14 protein-coding genes and 1 pseudogene are annotated in these 15,619 nt (G+C 66.3%); 8 read left to right on the top strand and 7 right to left on the bottom strand.

The window, feature by feature from the left end:
* Positions 1-46: 46 nt before the first annotated feature.
* Both RR42_RS09260 and RR42_RS09255 read right to left on the bottom strand, forming a co-directional pair.
* On the bottom strand, positions 47-613 hold the full coding sequence (locus tag RR42_RS09260) for a TetR/AcrR family transcriptional regulator (RefSeq protein WP_043345987.1): 567 nt from the start codon (positions 611-613) through the stop codon (positions 47-49).
* Positions 614-924: 311 nt separating this feature from the next.
* Complete coding sequence (locus RR42_RS09255) at positions 925-1,437, bottom strand: hypothetical protein (protein WP_043351716.1); 513 nt, start codon at positions 1,435-1,437, stop codon at positions 925-927.
* 673 nt (positions 1,438-2,110) lie between these two features.
* Between RR42_RS09255 and RR42_RS09250 the strand changes: the two genes are divergently transcribed.
* The 6 genes and pseudogenes from RR42_RS09250 (at position 2,111) to RR42_RS09225 (ending at position 7,967) form a co-directional block, all read left to right on the top strand.
* On the top strand, positions 2,111-2,434 hold the full coding sequence (locus tag RR42_RS09250; protein WP_043345985.1) for a hypothetical protein: 324 nt from the start codon (positions 2,111-2,113) through the stop codon (positions 2,432-2,434).
* Positions 2,435-2,676: 242 nt separating this feature from the next.
* Positions 2,677-2,844: pseudogene (locus RR42_RS09245) on the top strand (helix-turn-helix domain-containing protein); the annotation flags it as partial.
* 139 nt (positions 2,845-2,983) lie between these two features.
* Positions 2,984-3,421, top strand: a complete 438-nt coding sequence (locus RR42_RS09240) for a MarR family winged helix-turn-helix transcriptional regulator (protein WP_043345982.1) — start codon at positions 2,984-2,986, stop codon at positions 3,419-3,421.
* A 41-nt stretch (positions 3,422-3,462) separates the two neighbouring features.
* The gene (locus tag RR42_RS09235; RefSeq protein ID WP_052494547.1) at positions 3,463-4,959 is read left to right on the top strand and encodes an efflux transporter outer membrane subunit; all 1,497 of its coding nucleotides are present in this window, start codon (positions 3,463-3,465) and stop codon (positions 4,957-4,959) included.
* Positions 4,960-5,019: 60 nt separating this feature from the next.
* Complete coding sequence (locus RR42_RS09230) at positions 5,020-6,291, top strand: efflux RND transporter periplasmic adaptor subunit (protein WP_043345980.1); 1,272 nt, start codon at positions 5,020-5,022, stop codon at positions 6,289-6,291.
* A 110-nt stretch (positions 6,292-6,401) separates the two neighbouring features.
* Positions 6,402-7,967: a DHA2 family efflux MFS transporter permease subunit gene (locus RR42_RS09225; RefSeq protein WP_043345979.1), complete on the top strand. Its 1,566-nt coding sequence runs from the start codon at positions 6,402-6,404 to the stop codon at positions 7,965-7,967.
* A 67-nt stretch (positions 7,968-8,034) separates the two neighbouring features.
* Here RR42_RS09225 and RR42_RS09220 read toward each other — a convergent pair whose 3' ends face one another.
* The 5 genes from RR42_RS09220 to RR42_RS09200 are packed head-to-tail and all read right to left on the bottom strand — an operon-like array spanning position 8,035 to position 12,147.
* Entirely contained in the window at positions 8,035-8,679 is a 645-nt protein-coding gene (locus RR42_RS09220; RefSeq protein WP_052494546.1) for a hypothetical protein, read from the bottom strand.
* A complete protein-coding gene (locus RR42_RS09215; RefSeq protein ID WP_052494776.1) occupies positions 8,676-9,314 on the bottom strand; it encodes an SCO family protein in 639 nt (212 codons plus the stop codon). Before RR42_RS09215 ends, RR42_RS09220 begins: the two co-directional genes overlap by 4 nt.
* Before the next feature lies 1 nt (position 9,315).
* The gene (locus tag RR42_RS09210) at positions 9,316-9,924 is read right to left on the bottom strand and encodes a c-type cytochrome (protein WP_043345977.1); all 609 of its coding nucleotides are present in this window, start codon (positions 9,922-9,924) and stop codon (positions 9,316-9,318) included.
* Between the two features lie 15 nt (positions 9,925-9,939).
* Positions 9,940-10,542: a cbb3-type cytochrome c oxidase subunit II gene (locus tag RR42_RS09205; RefSeq protein WP_043345976.1), complete on the bottom strand. Its 603-nt coding sequence runs from the start codon at positions 10,540-10,542 to the stop codon at positions 9,940-9,942.
* A 3-nt stretch (positions 10,543-10,545) separates the two neighbouring features.
* A complete protein-coding gene (locus RR42_RS09200) occupies positions 10,546-12,147 on the bottom strand; it encodes a cbb3-type cytochrome c oxidase subunit I (RefSeq protein ID WP_043351707.1) in 1,602 nt (533 codons plus the stop codon).
* Positions 12,148-12,749: 602 nt separating this feature from the next.
* Here RR42_RS09200 and RR42_RS09195 point away from each other — a divergent pair.
* On the top strand, positions 12,750-13,964 hold the full coding sequence (locus tag RR42_RS09195) for an NnrS family protein (protein WP_043345975.1): 1,215 nt from the start codon (positions 12,750-12,752) through the stop codon (positions 13,962-13,964).
* Positions 13,965-14,109: 145 nt separating this feature from the next.
* Positions 14,110-15,561 carry a PLP-dependent aminotransferase family protein gene (locus tag RR42_RS09190; RefSeq protein WP_043345973.1) on the top strand — a complete coding sequence of 484 codons (1,452 nt, stop codon included), beginning with the start codon at positions 14,110-14,112 and terminating at the stop codon, positions 15,559-15,561.
* Positions 15,562-15,619: the final 58 nt, after the last annotated feature.

Below are 15,619 nucleotides of genomic sequence, written 5' to 3'. Positions count from 1 at the left end.
TGTTCAGCGCCTTCGGCTATTGCTTCAGGCTTGTCAGCAATACGTACTACTCGGATACCGAAGCCATCAGCAGGTCCGCGGCGGACTCCAGCCGCTCAGGCGCCCCAAACAGCCGCGCAACGATCAAGCCGTTCTGCAGCGCGCCGTAGATCACCTGCGCCAGCGCGCGAGCCGTCACCGGGTAGACCTTGCCGTAATCCTTCTGCGCGCGCTCGATCAGCCCCATCAGCCAGTTCTCGTTCATGCGGTAGAACGCCTTGAGTTCGGCGTGGACCGACTCCGGCAGGCACAGCGTCTCGGTGGACAACATGCCCGCGAGACAGATCTGGTCGCCGCAGGCCGCGGTACGCAGGAAGTTGAGGTAGCCCTCGGCCTGCGCGGCAGGGGAAAGCGAGGAATCCACGCTGCGCAGCCGCTCGGCGATGCGGGCGCTGTATTCCTTCACCGCCTCCAGCACCAGGTCGTCCTTGGCGGGGAAGTAATAATGGATGCTCGAGGTCTTCACGCCGACCAGCTCGGCCAGGTCGCGATAGCTGAAACCATTGAAACCGCGCCGGCGGATAAGCACCAGCGTGTGTTCGAGCAGTTGTTCGCGTACGGATTGCGTTTTCATAGCGTGATCTTATCTATCTATCGATAGATCCTCAAGCCAATTTCGTGTGCGGTCGCAACAAGGCAGCTTAGTTGGCCCTAAGTTACGCCTTCATTGCGCTTATCAGCACCCCATGCCGGCTCAAGCCGGGAGCACTTGCGCCACCACGGTGATGGCAGAGCCACTGGCGACGCAGAGAACCACCCAGCCGGCCAGGATCAGGAAGCTGTCCCGTAAATTCATGATGCACCCCCACTCTATTTCACGCTCACTCTGTTTCCCAACCGCTATCGGGCATCCAGGCGGCGATCGCCGGGATGCCTTTGCCGCGCTCAGGCATTGGCGCCTTCGCTGAACACGTCGAACTTGCCGCCACGCGCGCCATCGGTGTAGGCGTCTACGCTGCGCGCCGGGCTAGCGGAGACGCCGCTGCGATCCAGGCCGGCTACGATGCGGGCACCATCGGTGTACGGGTCAGCCTTGCCAACGCGTGCGCCTTCGGTGTACGGGTCGAACTTGCCGCTGCGGGCGCCGTCGGTATAAGCGTCAACGCTGCGGGCCGGGCTGGCCGACACACCAGTGCGGTCCAGGCCGGCTACGATGCGGGCACCGTCCGTGTACGGGTCGGCCTTGCCAACGCGAGCCCCTTCGGTGAACGGGTCGAACTTGCCGCTGCGCGCGCCGTCGGTAAAGGCGTCGGGCGTAGTGGTGCGGAACACGTAGCCGTACTTGTCACCCGAGAACGTGCTGTCCTTCGGGCCCGAAGCCTGGGCGGTACCGGCAACGAACGCGGCGGCAAGGGCGGCGGCGGTGATCAGGGTCTTGGCGAAGAGGTTCGAGGTCATGATGTTCTCCATTTGCATTTGAGGATCCGCGCTTGGGCGGAATCGAATCGGTACGCTTTGGAACCCTTTGCTTTTCTCGTCGTTATCTACCAGTAGATAGATAAGCTAGCCAAAAAAAACGGGGAGTCCCCGGGTGCTGCGCTGGATCCTCTTTCCTGCTTCAGCTTTCTTGCTGGGGCGGAGCAGCGGCTTCCATGTGCTGAATATTATCTACTGGTAGATAGATAGTCAAGGGGTTTTTCAGATCGGATGCCAGAAGCTCAAGATACCGCGCGAAGCGCACATGAGACGTGGCAAGACGCGCGAAGAAAGCGCGAAGAAAAGCCGGGGAAAACCAGGAAAATCGGGGGGAATGCACCGGCCGCTGCACACCGTTCACGCTCCGGGACAGGGCGCGGCCGAAAGGAAAAGAGCGCAACAAGGATTTACAACGTTTTACTACGGCCTCCCCGGATTCACTCCTAGGATGAACTGTGCGGGACGCAGCATAGGCAGACGGGGGCGAGCACGCATGCACCCCGGCCAGCCTTCACTTGCGTGCCCCGCTGGCCCACCGAGGTTGCCGCCCCAGCTTGCCTGGCGTGGCGCAGATGCCAGCTATTCCGGCCGGCCTGTGACCGGGCGCACCCTCGCTGAACCACAGGCGACCACCTCCTTACCACCGGAGCAAGAGATGCGCAGAGTACTCACGTTGACGTTACTTGTCGCCGCCGCAACGGCTTCAGGCTTGAGCTATGGCCAGCAGAAGAAGTTCGACCCATACACCGACGGGGCCAAGGCCGGCAAGGCCGATCCCTATACGGATGGGGCGAAAACCGGCAAGTTCGATCCGTACACGGATGGCGCGAAGCAATCCACGCAAATGGACCTGAATGCCGCGCAAGGCAAGCCCGATCCCTACACGGACGGGGCCAAGGCCGGCAAGGCCGATCCTTATACGGATGGCGCCAAGGCCGGCAAGGCCGACCCGTACACGGACGGCGCGAAATCGAAGTAGTGTGCAGCCAAAAGGCGCGGCCACCCATGTGCCGCGCCGCCGCGTGGCCATGCTGACTCCCGGGCAATAGCGCCCCGGGTTCGGATCTTTGCAGCGGCAACCGCGCGCGGCCCCTTCGCTTGGCCGCGCTGGGTATGTCTGTGTGCGCAAGGTCACGTCGCCCCCTTCCCCGATCTCCACGCCTAGCCGGCCAGGACCCGCTACGCTTGCGGCCGCTGGCGCCCAGCAACACCTCTGTCCCGCGCTGCGACGCCAGGCTGGCGCTGGAGCGGCTAGCTCGCGGCGAGGCCGTGGGCGAAGTTGCGCCGGCGCTGGGCTACGCCACGCCAAGCAACTTCATCGCCATGTTCCGCCGTGCCTTTGGCGATTCTCCGGCCCGGTATTTCGCCAGCCGCGGGGTGAACGCGTAGCCATCCACGCCGGCAAGCGGCACATTCGGGACCTGTTGACCGCCCTTTGCGCACGCGCTAAAGAATGTAGATTCTGACCTTGAATTTATCTGACTTATCAAATACTATCCAGCCAGCAGACGGAAGACAGGAGGTAGCCATGAAGCACTACACGAAAGGGACTTTCAACCTGACGGAGAGCGTCGGTTTTTATCTCAACAAGGCCCGCAATCTCGTGCTGATGGAGATGGACGCGGCCCTGAAGGACCTGGATATCACCGCCCAGCAGATGGGCATCCTGCTGTCGCTGTCGCACGGCACGGCCACGACCCCGTTCGAGCTGAGCAAGCTGCTGGTGATCGACACCGGCCTGATGACCCGCATCCTCGACAAGCTGGAGCACAAGGGCCTCCTGACCCGCTCGCGCAGCGTGGATGACCGCCGCGTGGTGAACCTGGAACTCACCGCCAAGGGCCACAGCGTTGCCGACCAGATCCCGGAGATCGCCCCCGAGGTGCTCAATGCGCGCCTCAAGAATTTCAGCAAGAGCGAGTTCAACGAATTGTTGCGCCTGCTCGACAAATTCTCCGCCGCCTGAGCGCGCCTTATTTTTTAACCATTTATCTGACAAATCAGAAAATGAAAACGCAGATTTCTCGAGCGACCGGCCGCGCCCTGCGCTCCGCCAAGGTCCTGCCCCTGCTGCTCAGCGCCTGGCTGGCCGGCTGCGCCAGCTACGCGGGCATCTCCAGCGACAAGCACATCACCGACCCCACCACGCTGGAGGCGACCGCCAGCCTGCCCGCCGAGCAAGGCCGCTGGCCCGCGGCGGACTGGGCCGCCCAGTTCGGCGACGCGCAGCTGCGCGCGCTGATTGCCGAGGCGCTCGAAGGCAGCCCGTCGATCGACATGGCCAAGGCTCGCCTGGCCGCCGCCGCGGCCTACAGCGAAGGCGCCAATGCCAACACCTTGCCGCGTGTGGATGCCGGTTACGCCTTGACCCGCCAGCAGTACTCGGCCACGGCCATGGTGCCTCCGCCCGTCGCGGGTTCCTGGCAGACCGAAAACCGTGGCGTGATCAGCGCCACGTATGAACTCGACCTGTGGGGCAAGAACCGCGAGGCGCTGGCCTCATCGGTCTCGGCCCGCCGCGCTGCCGAGGCCGAATCGGAACAGGTGCGCCTGTCCGTCAGCTCGGCCGTGGCCCGCGCCTATAACGAACTGGCCCGCCTGTACGCCCTGCTCGACATCGCCCAGAACGAAGTCAGGCAGCGCGGCGCGCTGGCCCGCATCACCCACGCCCGCGCCGCCTCCGGCCTGGACACCGAAGTGGAACAGCGCACCGCCGACGCCAACCTCGACGCCAGCAACGCCACAGTCACGGCGCTCAACGGCGCCATCCTCAATGCCCGCTACCAGCTGGGCGCCCTGCTCGGCCGCGGCCCGGACCGCGCTCTGGCCCTCGCGCGGCCCACGCTCAGCCCCGGCGATACGGTGCGCCTGCCGGACAACCTCCCGGCCGACCTGGTCTCGCGCCGCCCCGACATCGTTGCCGCGCGGTGGCGCGTGGATGCCAGCACCCACGACATCAAGGGGGCCAAGGCCGGCTTCTACCCCGACATCAACCTGAGCGCCACGATTGGCCTGGATGCCTTCGGCTTTGGCCGCTTTCTCACCGCCGCCAGCCGCACCGCCAGCGCCGGCCCGGCCATCCACCTGCCGATCTTCGATGCCGGCGCGCTGCGCGCGCAGCTAAAGGGCCGCTACGCGGAATTCGACATGGCGGTGGCGAACTACAACCAGACGCTGATCGGCGCCCTGACCGACGTGGCAACGCAACTGGCCCAGATCCGCACGATCGATGCGCAACTGGTCGATGCACTGCGCGCCGAGCAAAACAGCCGCCGCGCCCGCGACCTGGCCCTTGCGCAATATCGCCAGGGCCTGACGACCCAGCTCACCGTGCTGAACGCCGAGACCAGCGCGCTGGCCCGCACCCAGGCCGTGGCCCAGCTGCGCATGACGCGCCGCGACCGCCAGATCGCGCTGGCGGCGTCTCTTGGCGGCGGCTACACGGATACGTCCGGCGTGGCGGGCGCTCCCGAACAGCCGCAATCGCCGCAATCGCCGCAATAACCGCTCAACGCCACCAACGCCACCGATACCGCCACCGATACCGTCACCGAGGTGATCAAAATGACCGAAGCTACCCAGACCGAATCCGCTGCCGACAGCAGCAGCACCGCCCCCGCCAGCAAGATGGCCACCCGCAAGCGCCTGCTCGCCACGCTGGGCCTGGCCGGCCTGATTGCCGCCGGCGGCTACGCTGGCTACTATTTCACCTACGCCGTGCACCACGAAAACACCGACGACGCCTATGTCAACGGCAACCTCGTGCAGCTCACGCCGCAGGTCAGCGGCACCGTGATCAGCGTCAACGCCGACGACACGCAGATCGTCCAGGCCGGCGAAGCCGTGGTCAATCTCGACCCGGCCGATGCGCAGGTCGCGCTGGGCAACGCCCAGGCACAACTCGCGCAAACGGTGCGCCAGGTCAGCGCCCTCTACGTCAACAACAACGTCTACCAGGCCGCGATCCTGCAGCGCCAGGCTGACCTGGCCAAGGCCCGCGACGACTTCCAGCGCCGCAGCCAGGTGACGGAAACCGGGGCCGTGTCCGCGGAAGACGTGGCCCACGCCCGCGACGCGGTCAAGACCGCCGAGGCCGCGCTCGAAGCCGCCCGCCAGCAACTTGCGTCCAACCGCACCATGACCGACCACACCACGGTCGCCGAGCATCCTGCCGTGCAGGCCGCCGCCGCCAAGCTGCGCGACGCGCACCTCGCCCTGGCGCGCAACACGCTGCCGGCGCCGGTCACGGGCTATGTGGCGCGCCGCTCGGTGCAGGTCGGCCAGCGCGTAGCCCCGGGCGCGCCGATGATGGCCATCGTCCCGCTGGATGGCGTGTGGGTCGATGCCAACTTCAAGGAAGTGCAGCTCCAGCACATACGAATCGGCCAGCCAGTCGAGCTGCGCGCGGACGTGTACGGCAGCAGCGTGCGCTATCACGGCCGCGTGGTGGGCTTCTCGGCCGGCACCGGCAGCGCGTTCTCGGCCCTGCCCGCGCAAAACGCCACCGGCAACTGGATCAAGGTGGTGCAACGCCTGCCCGCCCGCATCGAACTTGACCCCGCGGAGCTGCGTGCCCACCCGCTGCAGATCGGCTTGTCGATGCAGGCCGAGGTGGACACCAGGGACCGCAGCGGCGCGCAACTCGGCGCGGTCAAGAAAACCACCTACAGCACCAATGTCTACCGTGGCTATGGGGAGCAAGCCGACGCTGAAATCGCTCGCATCATCGCGCTGAACAGCACTTCGGGCGCATCGAGCCAGGGCGCACAGGCCACCGCGATTGCCGCGGTGGCTGCGAAGACAGCGGAAAAACCGGCCAAGGGTGCTGCCCTGTAATGCCTCGCCAGGATTTTTCTTCGCCATTTATCTGATAACTCAGATTTTTAAATAGCAATCAAATCCGGCGAAAGCCGGCCGGCACCAGCCAGAGACCCGTCGAGTTCACCATGGAAAACGCCAACACAGCCGAACCGCTCCAGCCCCCGCCGCTTGCCGGCGGCAAGCTGGTGCTAGCCACCTTCGCGGTAGCGCTCGCCACCTTCATGAACGTGCTCGACTCGTCGATCGCCAACGTGGCCATTCCCACCATCTCCGGCAACCTCGGTGTGTCGGTGGACGAAGGCACGTGGGTCATCACGCTGTTCGCCGCCGCCAACGCGGTATCGATCCCGCTCACAGGCTGGCTGACCCAGCGCATCGGGCAAATCCGCCTGTTCGTCGGCGCCATCCTGTTGTTCGTGCTGTCATCCTGGCTGTGCGGCATTGCGCCCACCCTGCCGATCCTGCTGGCCGCGCGCGTGCTGCAAGGCGCCGTGGCCGGCCCGCTGATTCCGCTCTCGCAGGCCATCCTGCTTGGCTCGTATCCCAGGCAACGCAGTTCCACGGCGCTGGCGCTGTGGGCCATGACGGCTACCGTGGGCCCGATTGCCGGCCCGGCGCTGGGCGGCTGGATGACCGACCGCTACTCCTGGTCCTGGATCTTCTACATCAACATTCCCGTAGGCCTGTTCGCTGCCGCCGTCACCTGGATCATCTACCGCTCGCGTGAAACACCGAAGCGCGCACTGCCGATCGACAAGGTTGGCCTGGCTTCGCTCATCACCTGGGTGGCAGCGCTGCAGATCATGCTCGACAAGGGCAAGGATCTCGACTGGTTCCATTCGTCGCTGATCGTGGGCCTGGGTGTCGTTGCGTTGATCAGCTTTATCTTCTTCGTGATCTGGGAGCTGACCGAGGAACATCCGATTGTCGATCTCAGGCTGTTCGCCGGGCGCAACTTCCTGGGCGGCACCGTGGCGATCTCGGTAGCCTACGGCGTATTCTTCGCCAATCTGGTCCTGCTGCCGCAATGGATGCAGCAGTACCTTGGCTACCCGGCCGTGAACGCCGGCCTGGTGACCGCTCCGCTGGGCATCTTCGCCGTGATACTGGCGCCGGCGCTGGGCAAGATCATGCCGCGCTCCGATGCGCGGGTGCTGGCGACCATGGCCTTTGCCGGCTTCGCCGCCGTGTTCTTCATGCGCTCGGGCTACACCACCACCGTGGACACCTGGACGCTGGTGTTGCCCACGTTGTTGCAAGGCATCCCCACCGCGCTGTTCTTCGTGCCACTGACCGCGATCATCCTGTCGGGGCTGTCGCCGGACAAGATCCCGGCCGCCGCGGGCCTGTCGAATTTTGTGCGCGTGTTCACCGGCGCGGTAGGGACGTCGCTGGCCAGCACGGCCTGGAACGACCGCAATGTCCTGCATCACTCGCAACTCGCGGAGCAGGCCAGCCAACACAACCCGGCCTTTGTGCACGCGCTGGAAGCCTTGCAAGCCACGGTCGGCTTCAGCCATGACCAGGCGATGGCGTTTTTCGAACGCAACCTCACCACGCAAGCCGCCATGCTAGGGTTGAACGATATCTTCTGGATCTCGGGCGTGATCTTCATCATGATCATTCCGCTGATCTGGTTCACCAAGCCGGCCAAGGGCGGCAATGCTGCCGCTGGTGCGGCCGCGCATTGAAGGCGGGCGGGAGCTTGCATGAATGGGGGGCAAACCGGCCTGCCTGCTTGCCTACTTGCCTGCTTGCCTACTTGCCTTCCTGCCGCCTTGCCCCCGCCGTCCCGTGCGGCTGCTCTGCCTTCCCGGCGGCCCATAGCAGCAACCAGATGCCCAGCAGGCCCGAATAGATCACCAGGCCCACGCCCGCGATGCGCTGGTCGGCCAGCAGGTAGCTGGCGCAAAGGCGCGTCTCGCTATCGATGAACAGCATCCCGAAGGTCAAGCCCATCCATATGTAGTTTCCGCCGAAGAACAACACCAGCGGCCAGGCGCTCACCTTGAAGCCGAAATGCGCGGCGATGCCCGCTGCCACCACCAGCGCGTACTTGGCCACCAGGGTCGGAAATTCCAGCCGGCTGAGATCCAGCGCGACGGGAAGCATCCATGCGCCGTAGGCCAGCAAGGCGAACGCCAGCAGGCTCGGAGCGTAGGGCCGCAACGCCGTGATTCGCTCGCGCCGCGCGTCCGAGATCAGCCAGGGCAGCGCGCAGCCCGCGCAGAACAGGCCCGGCAGCAGCACCAGCATCTGCAGCGTCATCGAGCCCTCCAGCAAGGCATGCACACGCGGCACGCACAGCGTCACGGCTAGCACCGCCAGCCCGCCGGCAAGACCGGCCCGGCGCGCCGGCCAATGGTGGGGACACGGTTGCTGCACGGCGGATTGCGGATTCATGGCAGATGCCTGCGCGCGAAGTCGTAGGCCTGCTGGTAGTCGGCCAGCGCGTAGACGGCCAGCACCCGGCCATGGGCGTCGGCCACGTGCACGCCGCCGTTGTGCTCGAAGCCGCCGAGCCCATCCGGGATAGCGATGACATCCGCGTCGCGCAGCAGCGCCTGCATGGCGGGCGCGGCGACGGGCGCGGCCACCTGCCAGCCGGGCAGTTGTGCATGATGCGCCCTGGCATATGCGGCAAGGCTGGCGGTGTCGTCGCCGGCGGGGTCGAAGGATAGGGATACCAGGCCAATGCGGCCGTCCAGCCCGTCGGCACGGATGCGGCCCTGCAATTGCTCGAACTCTGAGCCGAGCGCGCGGCACACGCTCAGGCAGCGCGTGTAGATGAAATCCACCAGGAAGAACTGCGCGCCCTGCTCCCGCCCCGCGCCGAACAGCCGCGCGGGCTCGCCCGCTTGATTGCGCGTCTCGATGGCCGGCAGCACCAGCGCGCCTTGCGCGATGCGCGTCTCGCGCCGGTCGTCCAGCGTCCAGGCAGTAAAGCCAAAGGTGAGATAGCGCAAACCCGCGACGGCCAGCACCAGCACCAGCAACAAGGCCGATGCCGGCCATGCCGGGCGAGTGCGCGACAGCATGCTAGCCACCCGGCGCGCCAAGCGCGGCATCGCCGTCGAACGGTGCGGTCATGGCCGCGGTCTGCGCGCGCGCCGCCTTGACGATATCTTCCGTGATCGCGGGCGAGGTGTTGCCCCACTGGCTGCGCACATGCGTGAGCACCGCCGCGACCTCGGCATCGCTCAGCTGATCCGCGAATGCCGGCATGGCGCCGTTGTACGTGGCGCCCTTGACCGTCAGCTTGCCGGTGATGCCGCGCAGCACGATGGAGGCAACCTTGGCGTCCTTGCCGTTGACCCACTCCGAGCCGGCCAGCGGCGGGAACACACCCGGCAAGCCCTGCCCCGTGGCCTGGTGGCAAGCCACGCAGCGCGCCTGGAACACGGCGGCGCCATCCACGGCACCGCCGGCGGCCTTGCCGCTGCCCTGGAGATCGGCCAAGGTGCGGCGGTCGCCCAGTTCCGCCGGCGCGTTGATGGGCGCGGTGGCGATATACCAGCAGCCCCAGGCTACCAGGGCCACCACCAGCACCAGCACCACCTTGGGCATGGGTGCGCGGTTTTCATGCGGGTCCGCATTCTCGCGGGATCGGGCCGCTGCGGCCCGGCGCTTTTCCGATGGGCTGTCCATCTGTGTCTCCGGGGGCTACGGCGCGGCCTTGGCCGCGGGCGGCGCGGGCAGGACGGCGCCGGTGCGATTCAGCGATTGCAGGTACGAAACCAGGTCGAGCGCGGTTGCCGATGCCACCACGATCTTGCCCGGCGGATTGAAGGCCTCCGGCAGGTTGACCACCTTGTCGCCGGGGTCCGCCTTGTCCTTCACGTCGAACAGGAACGGATAGCTCGGCATGATGCTGCCGGGCACGTAGGCGCGCGGCTGGAACAGGTGGCCGAGGTGCCAGTCGGCACTCGGCTGGCGCACGCCGATGTTCATCAGGTCCGGCCCGGTGCGCATGGTGCCGAGCAGGTGTGGGTGATCGTAGTAGTAATCGCCCGCCACCGACACCCGGCCCCAGCCACGCTTGGCGTCCGGCGCGAACGAGGCATCGCGCGGCTGCTGCGAATGGCAATAGACGCAGCCGTTGGCGATATAGACCTCGCGCCCGCGCAGTTGCGCGGCGGAATACGGCTTGACGCCTTCGGTGGGCTTGACGTCCCGGAGCTGCAGATAGGGGATCACGACCAGCGCGCTCGTTGCCAGCGCGAGCATGGTCATGCCGCCGGCCAGCAGGGCTTTTTCATTGTTCACGATTCAGGCTCCCAGTGCCCGCTTGCGGCCTTGGTGGAACAAGGCAGGCCGGTCCCGGTTGGGTCCCAGGCCAAGGATGGCGCAGACAAAATTGGCGACGAAGCACAGATGGCCGAGCAGCATCATGCCGCCCCCGACGGAGCGCGCTTTCAGGTAAGGGATGGTGACGGCCACGGAATCCATGAAGGGCTTGCTGGCATCGAGCATGGCATAGCCCTGCAGCGTGCCGCCGATGGACAGCCCGATGAAGTACACGCCGATGCCGGCCACCGCGAGCCAGAAGTGCGCGTAGATCAGCCAGCGGTACGGCCACTCGCGGCCGGTCACGCGCGGCACCATGAAGTAGATGGCGCCAAAGAACGCAAAGCTGACAAAGCCGTACAGTCCCAGATGCGCATGCGCCACCGTGTAGTGCGTGAAATGGGTCACGCGGTTGACGGCGCGCAGCGCCTCGAACGAGCCTTGCGCCGAGCTCAGCGTGTACATCATGCCGCCGAAGGTGACGAAGCGCAGCGTGGGCGAATCGATCAACCGGTGGAAATGGCCGCGCATGGTCTGGTGCTGGTTGATCGAGAACGCAATCACGGGCACCAGCATCATCATGCTCTGCACGATGGACAAGGTAATCAGCCAGCCCGGCACCGGCCCGCCGATCAGGTGATGGCCGCCGACCTGTCCATAGAAGAACGCCAGCGCCCAGAAACCCAGCAAGGACAAGCCGTAGGAACGCACGGGCTGGCCGATGATCTTGGGCAGGAAGTAATAGATGGAAGCCAGCGCTAGCGGCGTGTAGAACAAGCCGAGCACGTTATGGCCGAACCACCAGTTCATGGTGGCCTGCTCCACGCCGAAGTGCAGCCCGGGGATGTTCGCCACCAGGAACAGCACGGGGAACCAGAACAGCGCGCAGCCCATGTACCAGACCGAGACGTAGAGGTGATCCACTTTGCGGTTCACCAGCGTGAGCACCAGCGGCATGCCCACCAGCGCACCGCCGGCCACGAGCAGGATGTCGACCTGCCACGGGATCTCCAGCCACTCCAGGCCGTCCGAGATCCCGGCCGCGATGCTCCCCAGCCCGGCAATGAGCCCCGCGTTCCACAAGGCCGCGCCGAGTACAGCATACTTCGCGCCGGCCAGGCGCGTCTTGAGCAGGCGCGGCAGCAGGAACAGCGCGATGGACAAGCCGGCCATCGGCGCCCAGCCATAGGCCACGGCGTTCAGGTGGATGGTGCGGATGCGGCCGAACGACAGCCACGGCACCGAAGCCAGCAAGTCGGGCTCGTGCAACTTGACCGAAGCCGTCAGCCCCGCCAGCGACGCCACCACCAGCCAGACCATGGCGCAGCAGATGAACAGGAAGACCACGGGCGCCGAGGATTCGTCAGCGATATCGCGCGAGGTGTCGTACGCGGCATCGCCAGCGGTCCCATGCGGCTTGTCCGCGGCAGGGTCTTCCGGCTGCCCCGCCTCCCCGCGCTCGAAGATGACGTTGGCCGCGGCTGGCGAAGTATCGAACAAGCCCTTCTGCATGCTCCAGATAAAGGCCGCGAGCGCGACCACCGAGAGCAGGAAGGCGGATAGCAGGATGGCGATTGTGCTCATGGGACGTTTCGGTTGCTGCCGCATCGGGCGCGTGGCGACGATTGCCGCGCGCCAGGCCACCAGCTTGGCCAAGCGCTCGACCCTTTGGGTGGTTTTGTTGCGGATGTGCCGGTGGCGGCCGGCGGCCAAGGCCTCCCCCCGAGGCCTTCTTCAAGATGCTCGTCACAACTTAGCTCAGTTTGGCGGGCGGCGTCGCCCGGGCAAAGAATGGCCTTGCCCGGATACGTCACAGGCCCCGTCACGTGCAGAGTAGGTAGGAAATCGATAAGCCGCCATAGCCATTTTCCAGATTCTTCTAGTAACCACCAGCGGGCGGGCACGCACCGCGGCGGCTCAGCCTTTGCGCAGCCGGGGCCGCGGGCGGCTTAGCGGCAAATTGTCACGTCGCCGCGCCGCCCGTCGCCCCGTTGACACATCCGCATTTTATGTTGCATTTGAAATGCTTGTTTTATAGAATCGTTCACGGGTTGCCGCGCCGCACGATATGCGAGCTCTGTTGGCAAGCGCACAGACAAACACCTGGAAACACCGGCAAACGCCAACAAACGCCAAGAAGCGCCAACGGCAATCCGTGTTTCATCCACCCCCTTGCGAGAAGCGTCATGCTGCCCCTGCCACAAACCCGGCCATCTACCCGGGCGCCAACCGGCGCCGGATACCACGGCCACCCCGTGCTTGCGCTCGCGTTCCGGCCCTTCTATCTGCTGGCGGCGGGCTTCGCCGTGGTGGCCATCGGCGTGTGGGCAGCCATCTACCTGGGCTGGTGGCCCTGGTCCGGCGCACAGCCGGCCATCGGCGGCATGCTGTGGCATGCGCACGAAATGGTGTTTGGCTTTGCCGCCGCGGTTGTGGCTGGTTTCTTGTTTACCGCCGGCAAGAACTGGACGGGACAGCAGACGCCGCAGGGTTGGCTGCTGGGTGGTCTCGCCGCGGTGTGGCTCGCGGCGCGCGTGGCGATGTGGACCGGGCCCGCCCCTGCCGCAGCCCTGCTGGACCTCGCCTTCCTGCTGCTGTGCGCCGCCGCCTTCCTGCGCGTGCTGGTGCGCGCCGGCAGCACGCGCAACTACGGCCTTGCCGCCGCCCTGTTCCTGCTGTGGGCACTGAACGTGGTGTTCCACCTGGCGATGAACAGAGGCGCCGTGCACATCGCGCTGCAAAGTGCCGATGCCGGCATCGGCCTGGTCGTCATCTTCATCACCGTGATCGGCGGGCGGGTGATCCCGATGTTTACCGCCAATACCGTGCCCGGCATACGCATCCGGCGCTCGACGCCGGTAGAGCGCAGCGTGGTGGCGCTGACGCTGGCCGCGATGATCGCCTGCACGCTGGCGCCGCGCGGCATGGCTACCGCGGCCATCGCGCTGCTGGCTGCGCTGGCGCAAGCGCTGCGGCTTGGCGGCTGGAGCTCGTGGCGCACGGTGCGCAAGCCCTTGATCGCCATCCTTCACCTGGCGTATGCATGCCTGCCGCTGGGCCTGGTGCTGCTGGCGGCATCCGCCCTGGGCTGGGGCGAGCGCTCGACGGCGCTGCACGCCCTCACCGTGGGCGCGATCGGCTGCGCCATTCTGGGGATGATCACGCGCACCGCGCTGGGCCACACCGGCCGCAAGCTGGAAGCGGGTGCGGTGGAGAGCGCCGCCTACGCATGCATCGGCCTGGCTGCTGTCGCGCGCGTGATCGGGCCGCTGCTGTTGCCGCAATACAAAGCCTTCTGGATCGCCAGCGCGGCGGCGCTCTGGATGGCGGCCTTCGCGCTGTACCTGCTGAAGTACGCGCCCTACCTGACCCGGCGCCGGGCCGACGGGCGGGAAGGTTAAGGCTTCCGGCGATGCCCGCCGAACGAGACCACGCTCCCCGCTCTCTGCGCTCTCCCCACCTGCCAGCCTCAGCCTCAGCCTCAGCCTCAGCCTCAGCCTTTGGCATCGTGCCGGGTCCGGGTAACCACCAACAAAAGATCAAGGCATGGATGTCCATTTGAGCCTTCACGGCCGGCAGGGCCTTGCCGGCCAACTCTATCGACAGTTGCGGGCGGCCATCGTCGATGGCCGGCTGGCGCCGGGCGAAAGACTGCCGTCGACCCGCGGCCTTGCCACGCAGCTCGGGGTATCGCGCAAGACCACGCTCGACGTGTTCGAGCGGCTGATTGCCGAGGGCTACCTGCGCTCCCGCGCCGGCGACGGCACCTTCGTCGCGCACGAGATGACGGGCCTGGCGCCATCGCCGTCACCGCTCGCCCCCAGCGCCGGCTCCGGCTCGATCTGGGAAGCGCTGCCCGACACCCTTGCCCATACGCCGCCCGGCGCCGCGCCGGCGTTTGACTTCGTGGGCGGCGTCACCGACAAGGGCATGTTTCCTTTCGACAAATGGCGTAGCTGCGTCAGCCACGCGCTACGCGTGCAGGCCCGCGAGCGTGGCAGCTACCGGGATCCCGCCGGCGAGCAGGAACTACGGCTTGCGGTGTCGCGCTACCTGGCGTTCAGCCGTGCCGTGGTAAGCAACTGGCAAGACGTCATCATCACGCAGGGCGCGCAGCAGGCGATCGACCTGATGGCGCGGGTGGTCATCCGCCCCGGCGACGTGGTGGCGGTGGAGGATCCCGGCTATCCGCCCGCGCGCATCGCGTTCCTCGCGCTGGGCGCGCAGGTGGCTTATGTCCCCGTGGATGCGCAGGGGTTGGTCGTGGACGCCCTGCCGGACAATGCGCGCATTGTCTACGTCACGCCGTCCCACCAGTTTCCACTGGGCATGGCGATGAGCCTGGAGCGGCGCGTGGCGCTGCTCGAGTGGGCGCAACGCCGTGGCGCGCTGGTGCTGGAGGACGACTACGACGGCGAGTACCGCTTCACGGGCCACCCGATGGAGTCGCTCAAGAGCCTGGACAAGACAGGGGTGGTGGCGTACGTCGGCACCTTCTCCAAGACCATCTTCCCTGAGTTGCGCATCGGCTACGTGATCCCCCCGGCGCCGCTGGGCACAGCCGTGCGCAGGGCCAAGCAGGTCAGCGACTGGCACAGTTGCACCATGACGCAGACGGCGCTGGCCAAGTTCATGCTCGATGGCCACTTCGCCAAGCACCTGCGGCGCATGCGCAAGGAGTACGCCGCACGCCGCGCCGCGTTGCTTGCGCACCTGCAGGGCCCGTTGAGCCCGTGGTTCACGCCCCACGCGCCGGCCGCGGGCATCCACATGGTGGCCCACCTGAGGATGCCGCAAGACGAAACCGCGCTGATCGCGCGCGCCGCCGCCGCATCAGTCGGCCTGTATGGCATTGCGGGCATGTACGGCGGGCAGGCGCCGGCGCCTGGCATCCTGTTTGGCTACGGTGGCATCAGCGCGGCGGACATCCACGCCGGCATGGAAAAGCTGGCCGGCACACTAGCAGCGGACGGCCCGCCACTGGTTACCTCAAATTAGAGAAAACTGGCTATTTTGCATAGCCAGTCGCCGTCCTATTCTTGTTCCTGTCGCGCCT

The organism is Cupriavidus basilensis (assembly GCF_000832305.1).
In the GTDB taxonomy this organism is placed as follows: domain Bacteria; phylum Pseudomonadota; class Gammaproteobacteria; order Burkholderiales; family Burkholderiaceae; genus Cupriavidus; species Cupriavidus basilensis_F.
The sequence above is the reverse complement of the archived record's forward strand: the minus strand, read 5'-3'. Positions and strand labels throughout refer to the sequence as shown.

What these genes read in the sequence shown, in the direction of transcription:
- RR42_RS09260 (WP_043345987.1), bottom strand. Translation starts at nt 613, where the DNA reads ATGAAAACGCAATCCGTACGCGAACAACTGCTCGAACACACGCTGGTG.
- RR42_RS09210 (WP_043345977.1), bottom strand. Translation starts at nt 9,924, where the DNA reads ATGGACAGCCCATCGGAAAAGCGCCGGGCCGCAGCGGCCCGATCCCGC.
- RR42_RS09195 (WP_043345975.1), top strand. Translation starts at nt 12,750, where the DNA reads ATGCTGCCCCTGCCACAAACCCGGCCATCTACCCGGGCGCCAACCGGC.
- RR42_RS09235 (WP_052494547.1), top strand. Translation starts at nt 3,463, where the DNA reads ATGAAAACGCAGATTTCTCGAGCGACCGGCCGCGCCCTGCGCTCCGCC.
- RR42_RS09220 (WP_052494546.1), bottom strand. Translation starts at nt 8,679, where the DNA reads ATGAATCCGCAATCCGCCGTGCAGCAACCGTGTCCCCACCATTGGCCG.
- RR42_RS09190 (WP_043345973.1), top strand. Translation starts at nt 14,110, where the DNA reads ATGGATGTCCATTTGAGCCTTCACGGCCGGCAGGGCCTTGCCGGCCAA.
- RR42_RS09225 (WP_043345979.1), top strand. Translation starts at nt 6,402, where the DNA reads ATGGAAAACGCCAACACAGCCGAACCGCTCCAGCCCCCGCCGCTTGCC.
- RR42_RS09250 (WP_043345985.1), top strand. Translation starts at nt 2,111, where the DNA reads ATGCGCAGAGTACTCACGTTGACGTTACTTGTCGCCGCCGCAACGGCT.
- RR42_RS09255 (WP_043351716.1), bottom strand. Translation starts at nt 1,437, where the DNA reads ATGACCTCGAACCTCTTCGCCAAGACCCTGATCACCGCCGCCGCCCTT.
- RR42_RS09200 (WP_043351707.1), bottom strand. Translation starts at nt 12,147, where the DNA reads ATGAGCACAATCGCCATCCTGCTATCCGCCTTCCTGCTCTCGGTGGTC.
- RR42_RS09215 (WP_052494776.1), bottom strand. Translation starts at nt 9,314, where the DNA reads ATGCTGTCGCGCACTCGCCCGGCATGGCCGGCATCGGCCTTGTTGCTG.
- RR42_RS09240 (WP_043345982.1), top strand. Translation starts at nt 2,984, where the DNA reads ATGAAGCACTACACGAAAGGGACTTTCAACCTGACGGAGAGCGTCGGT.
- RR42_RS09230 (WP_043345980.1), top strand. Translation starts at nt 5,020, where the DNA reads ATGACCGAAGCTACCCAGACCGAATCCGCTGCCGACAGCAGCAGCACC.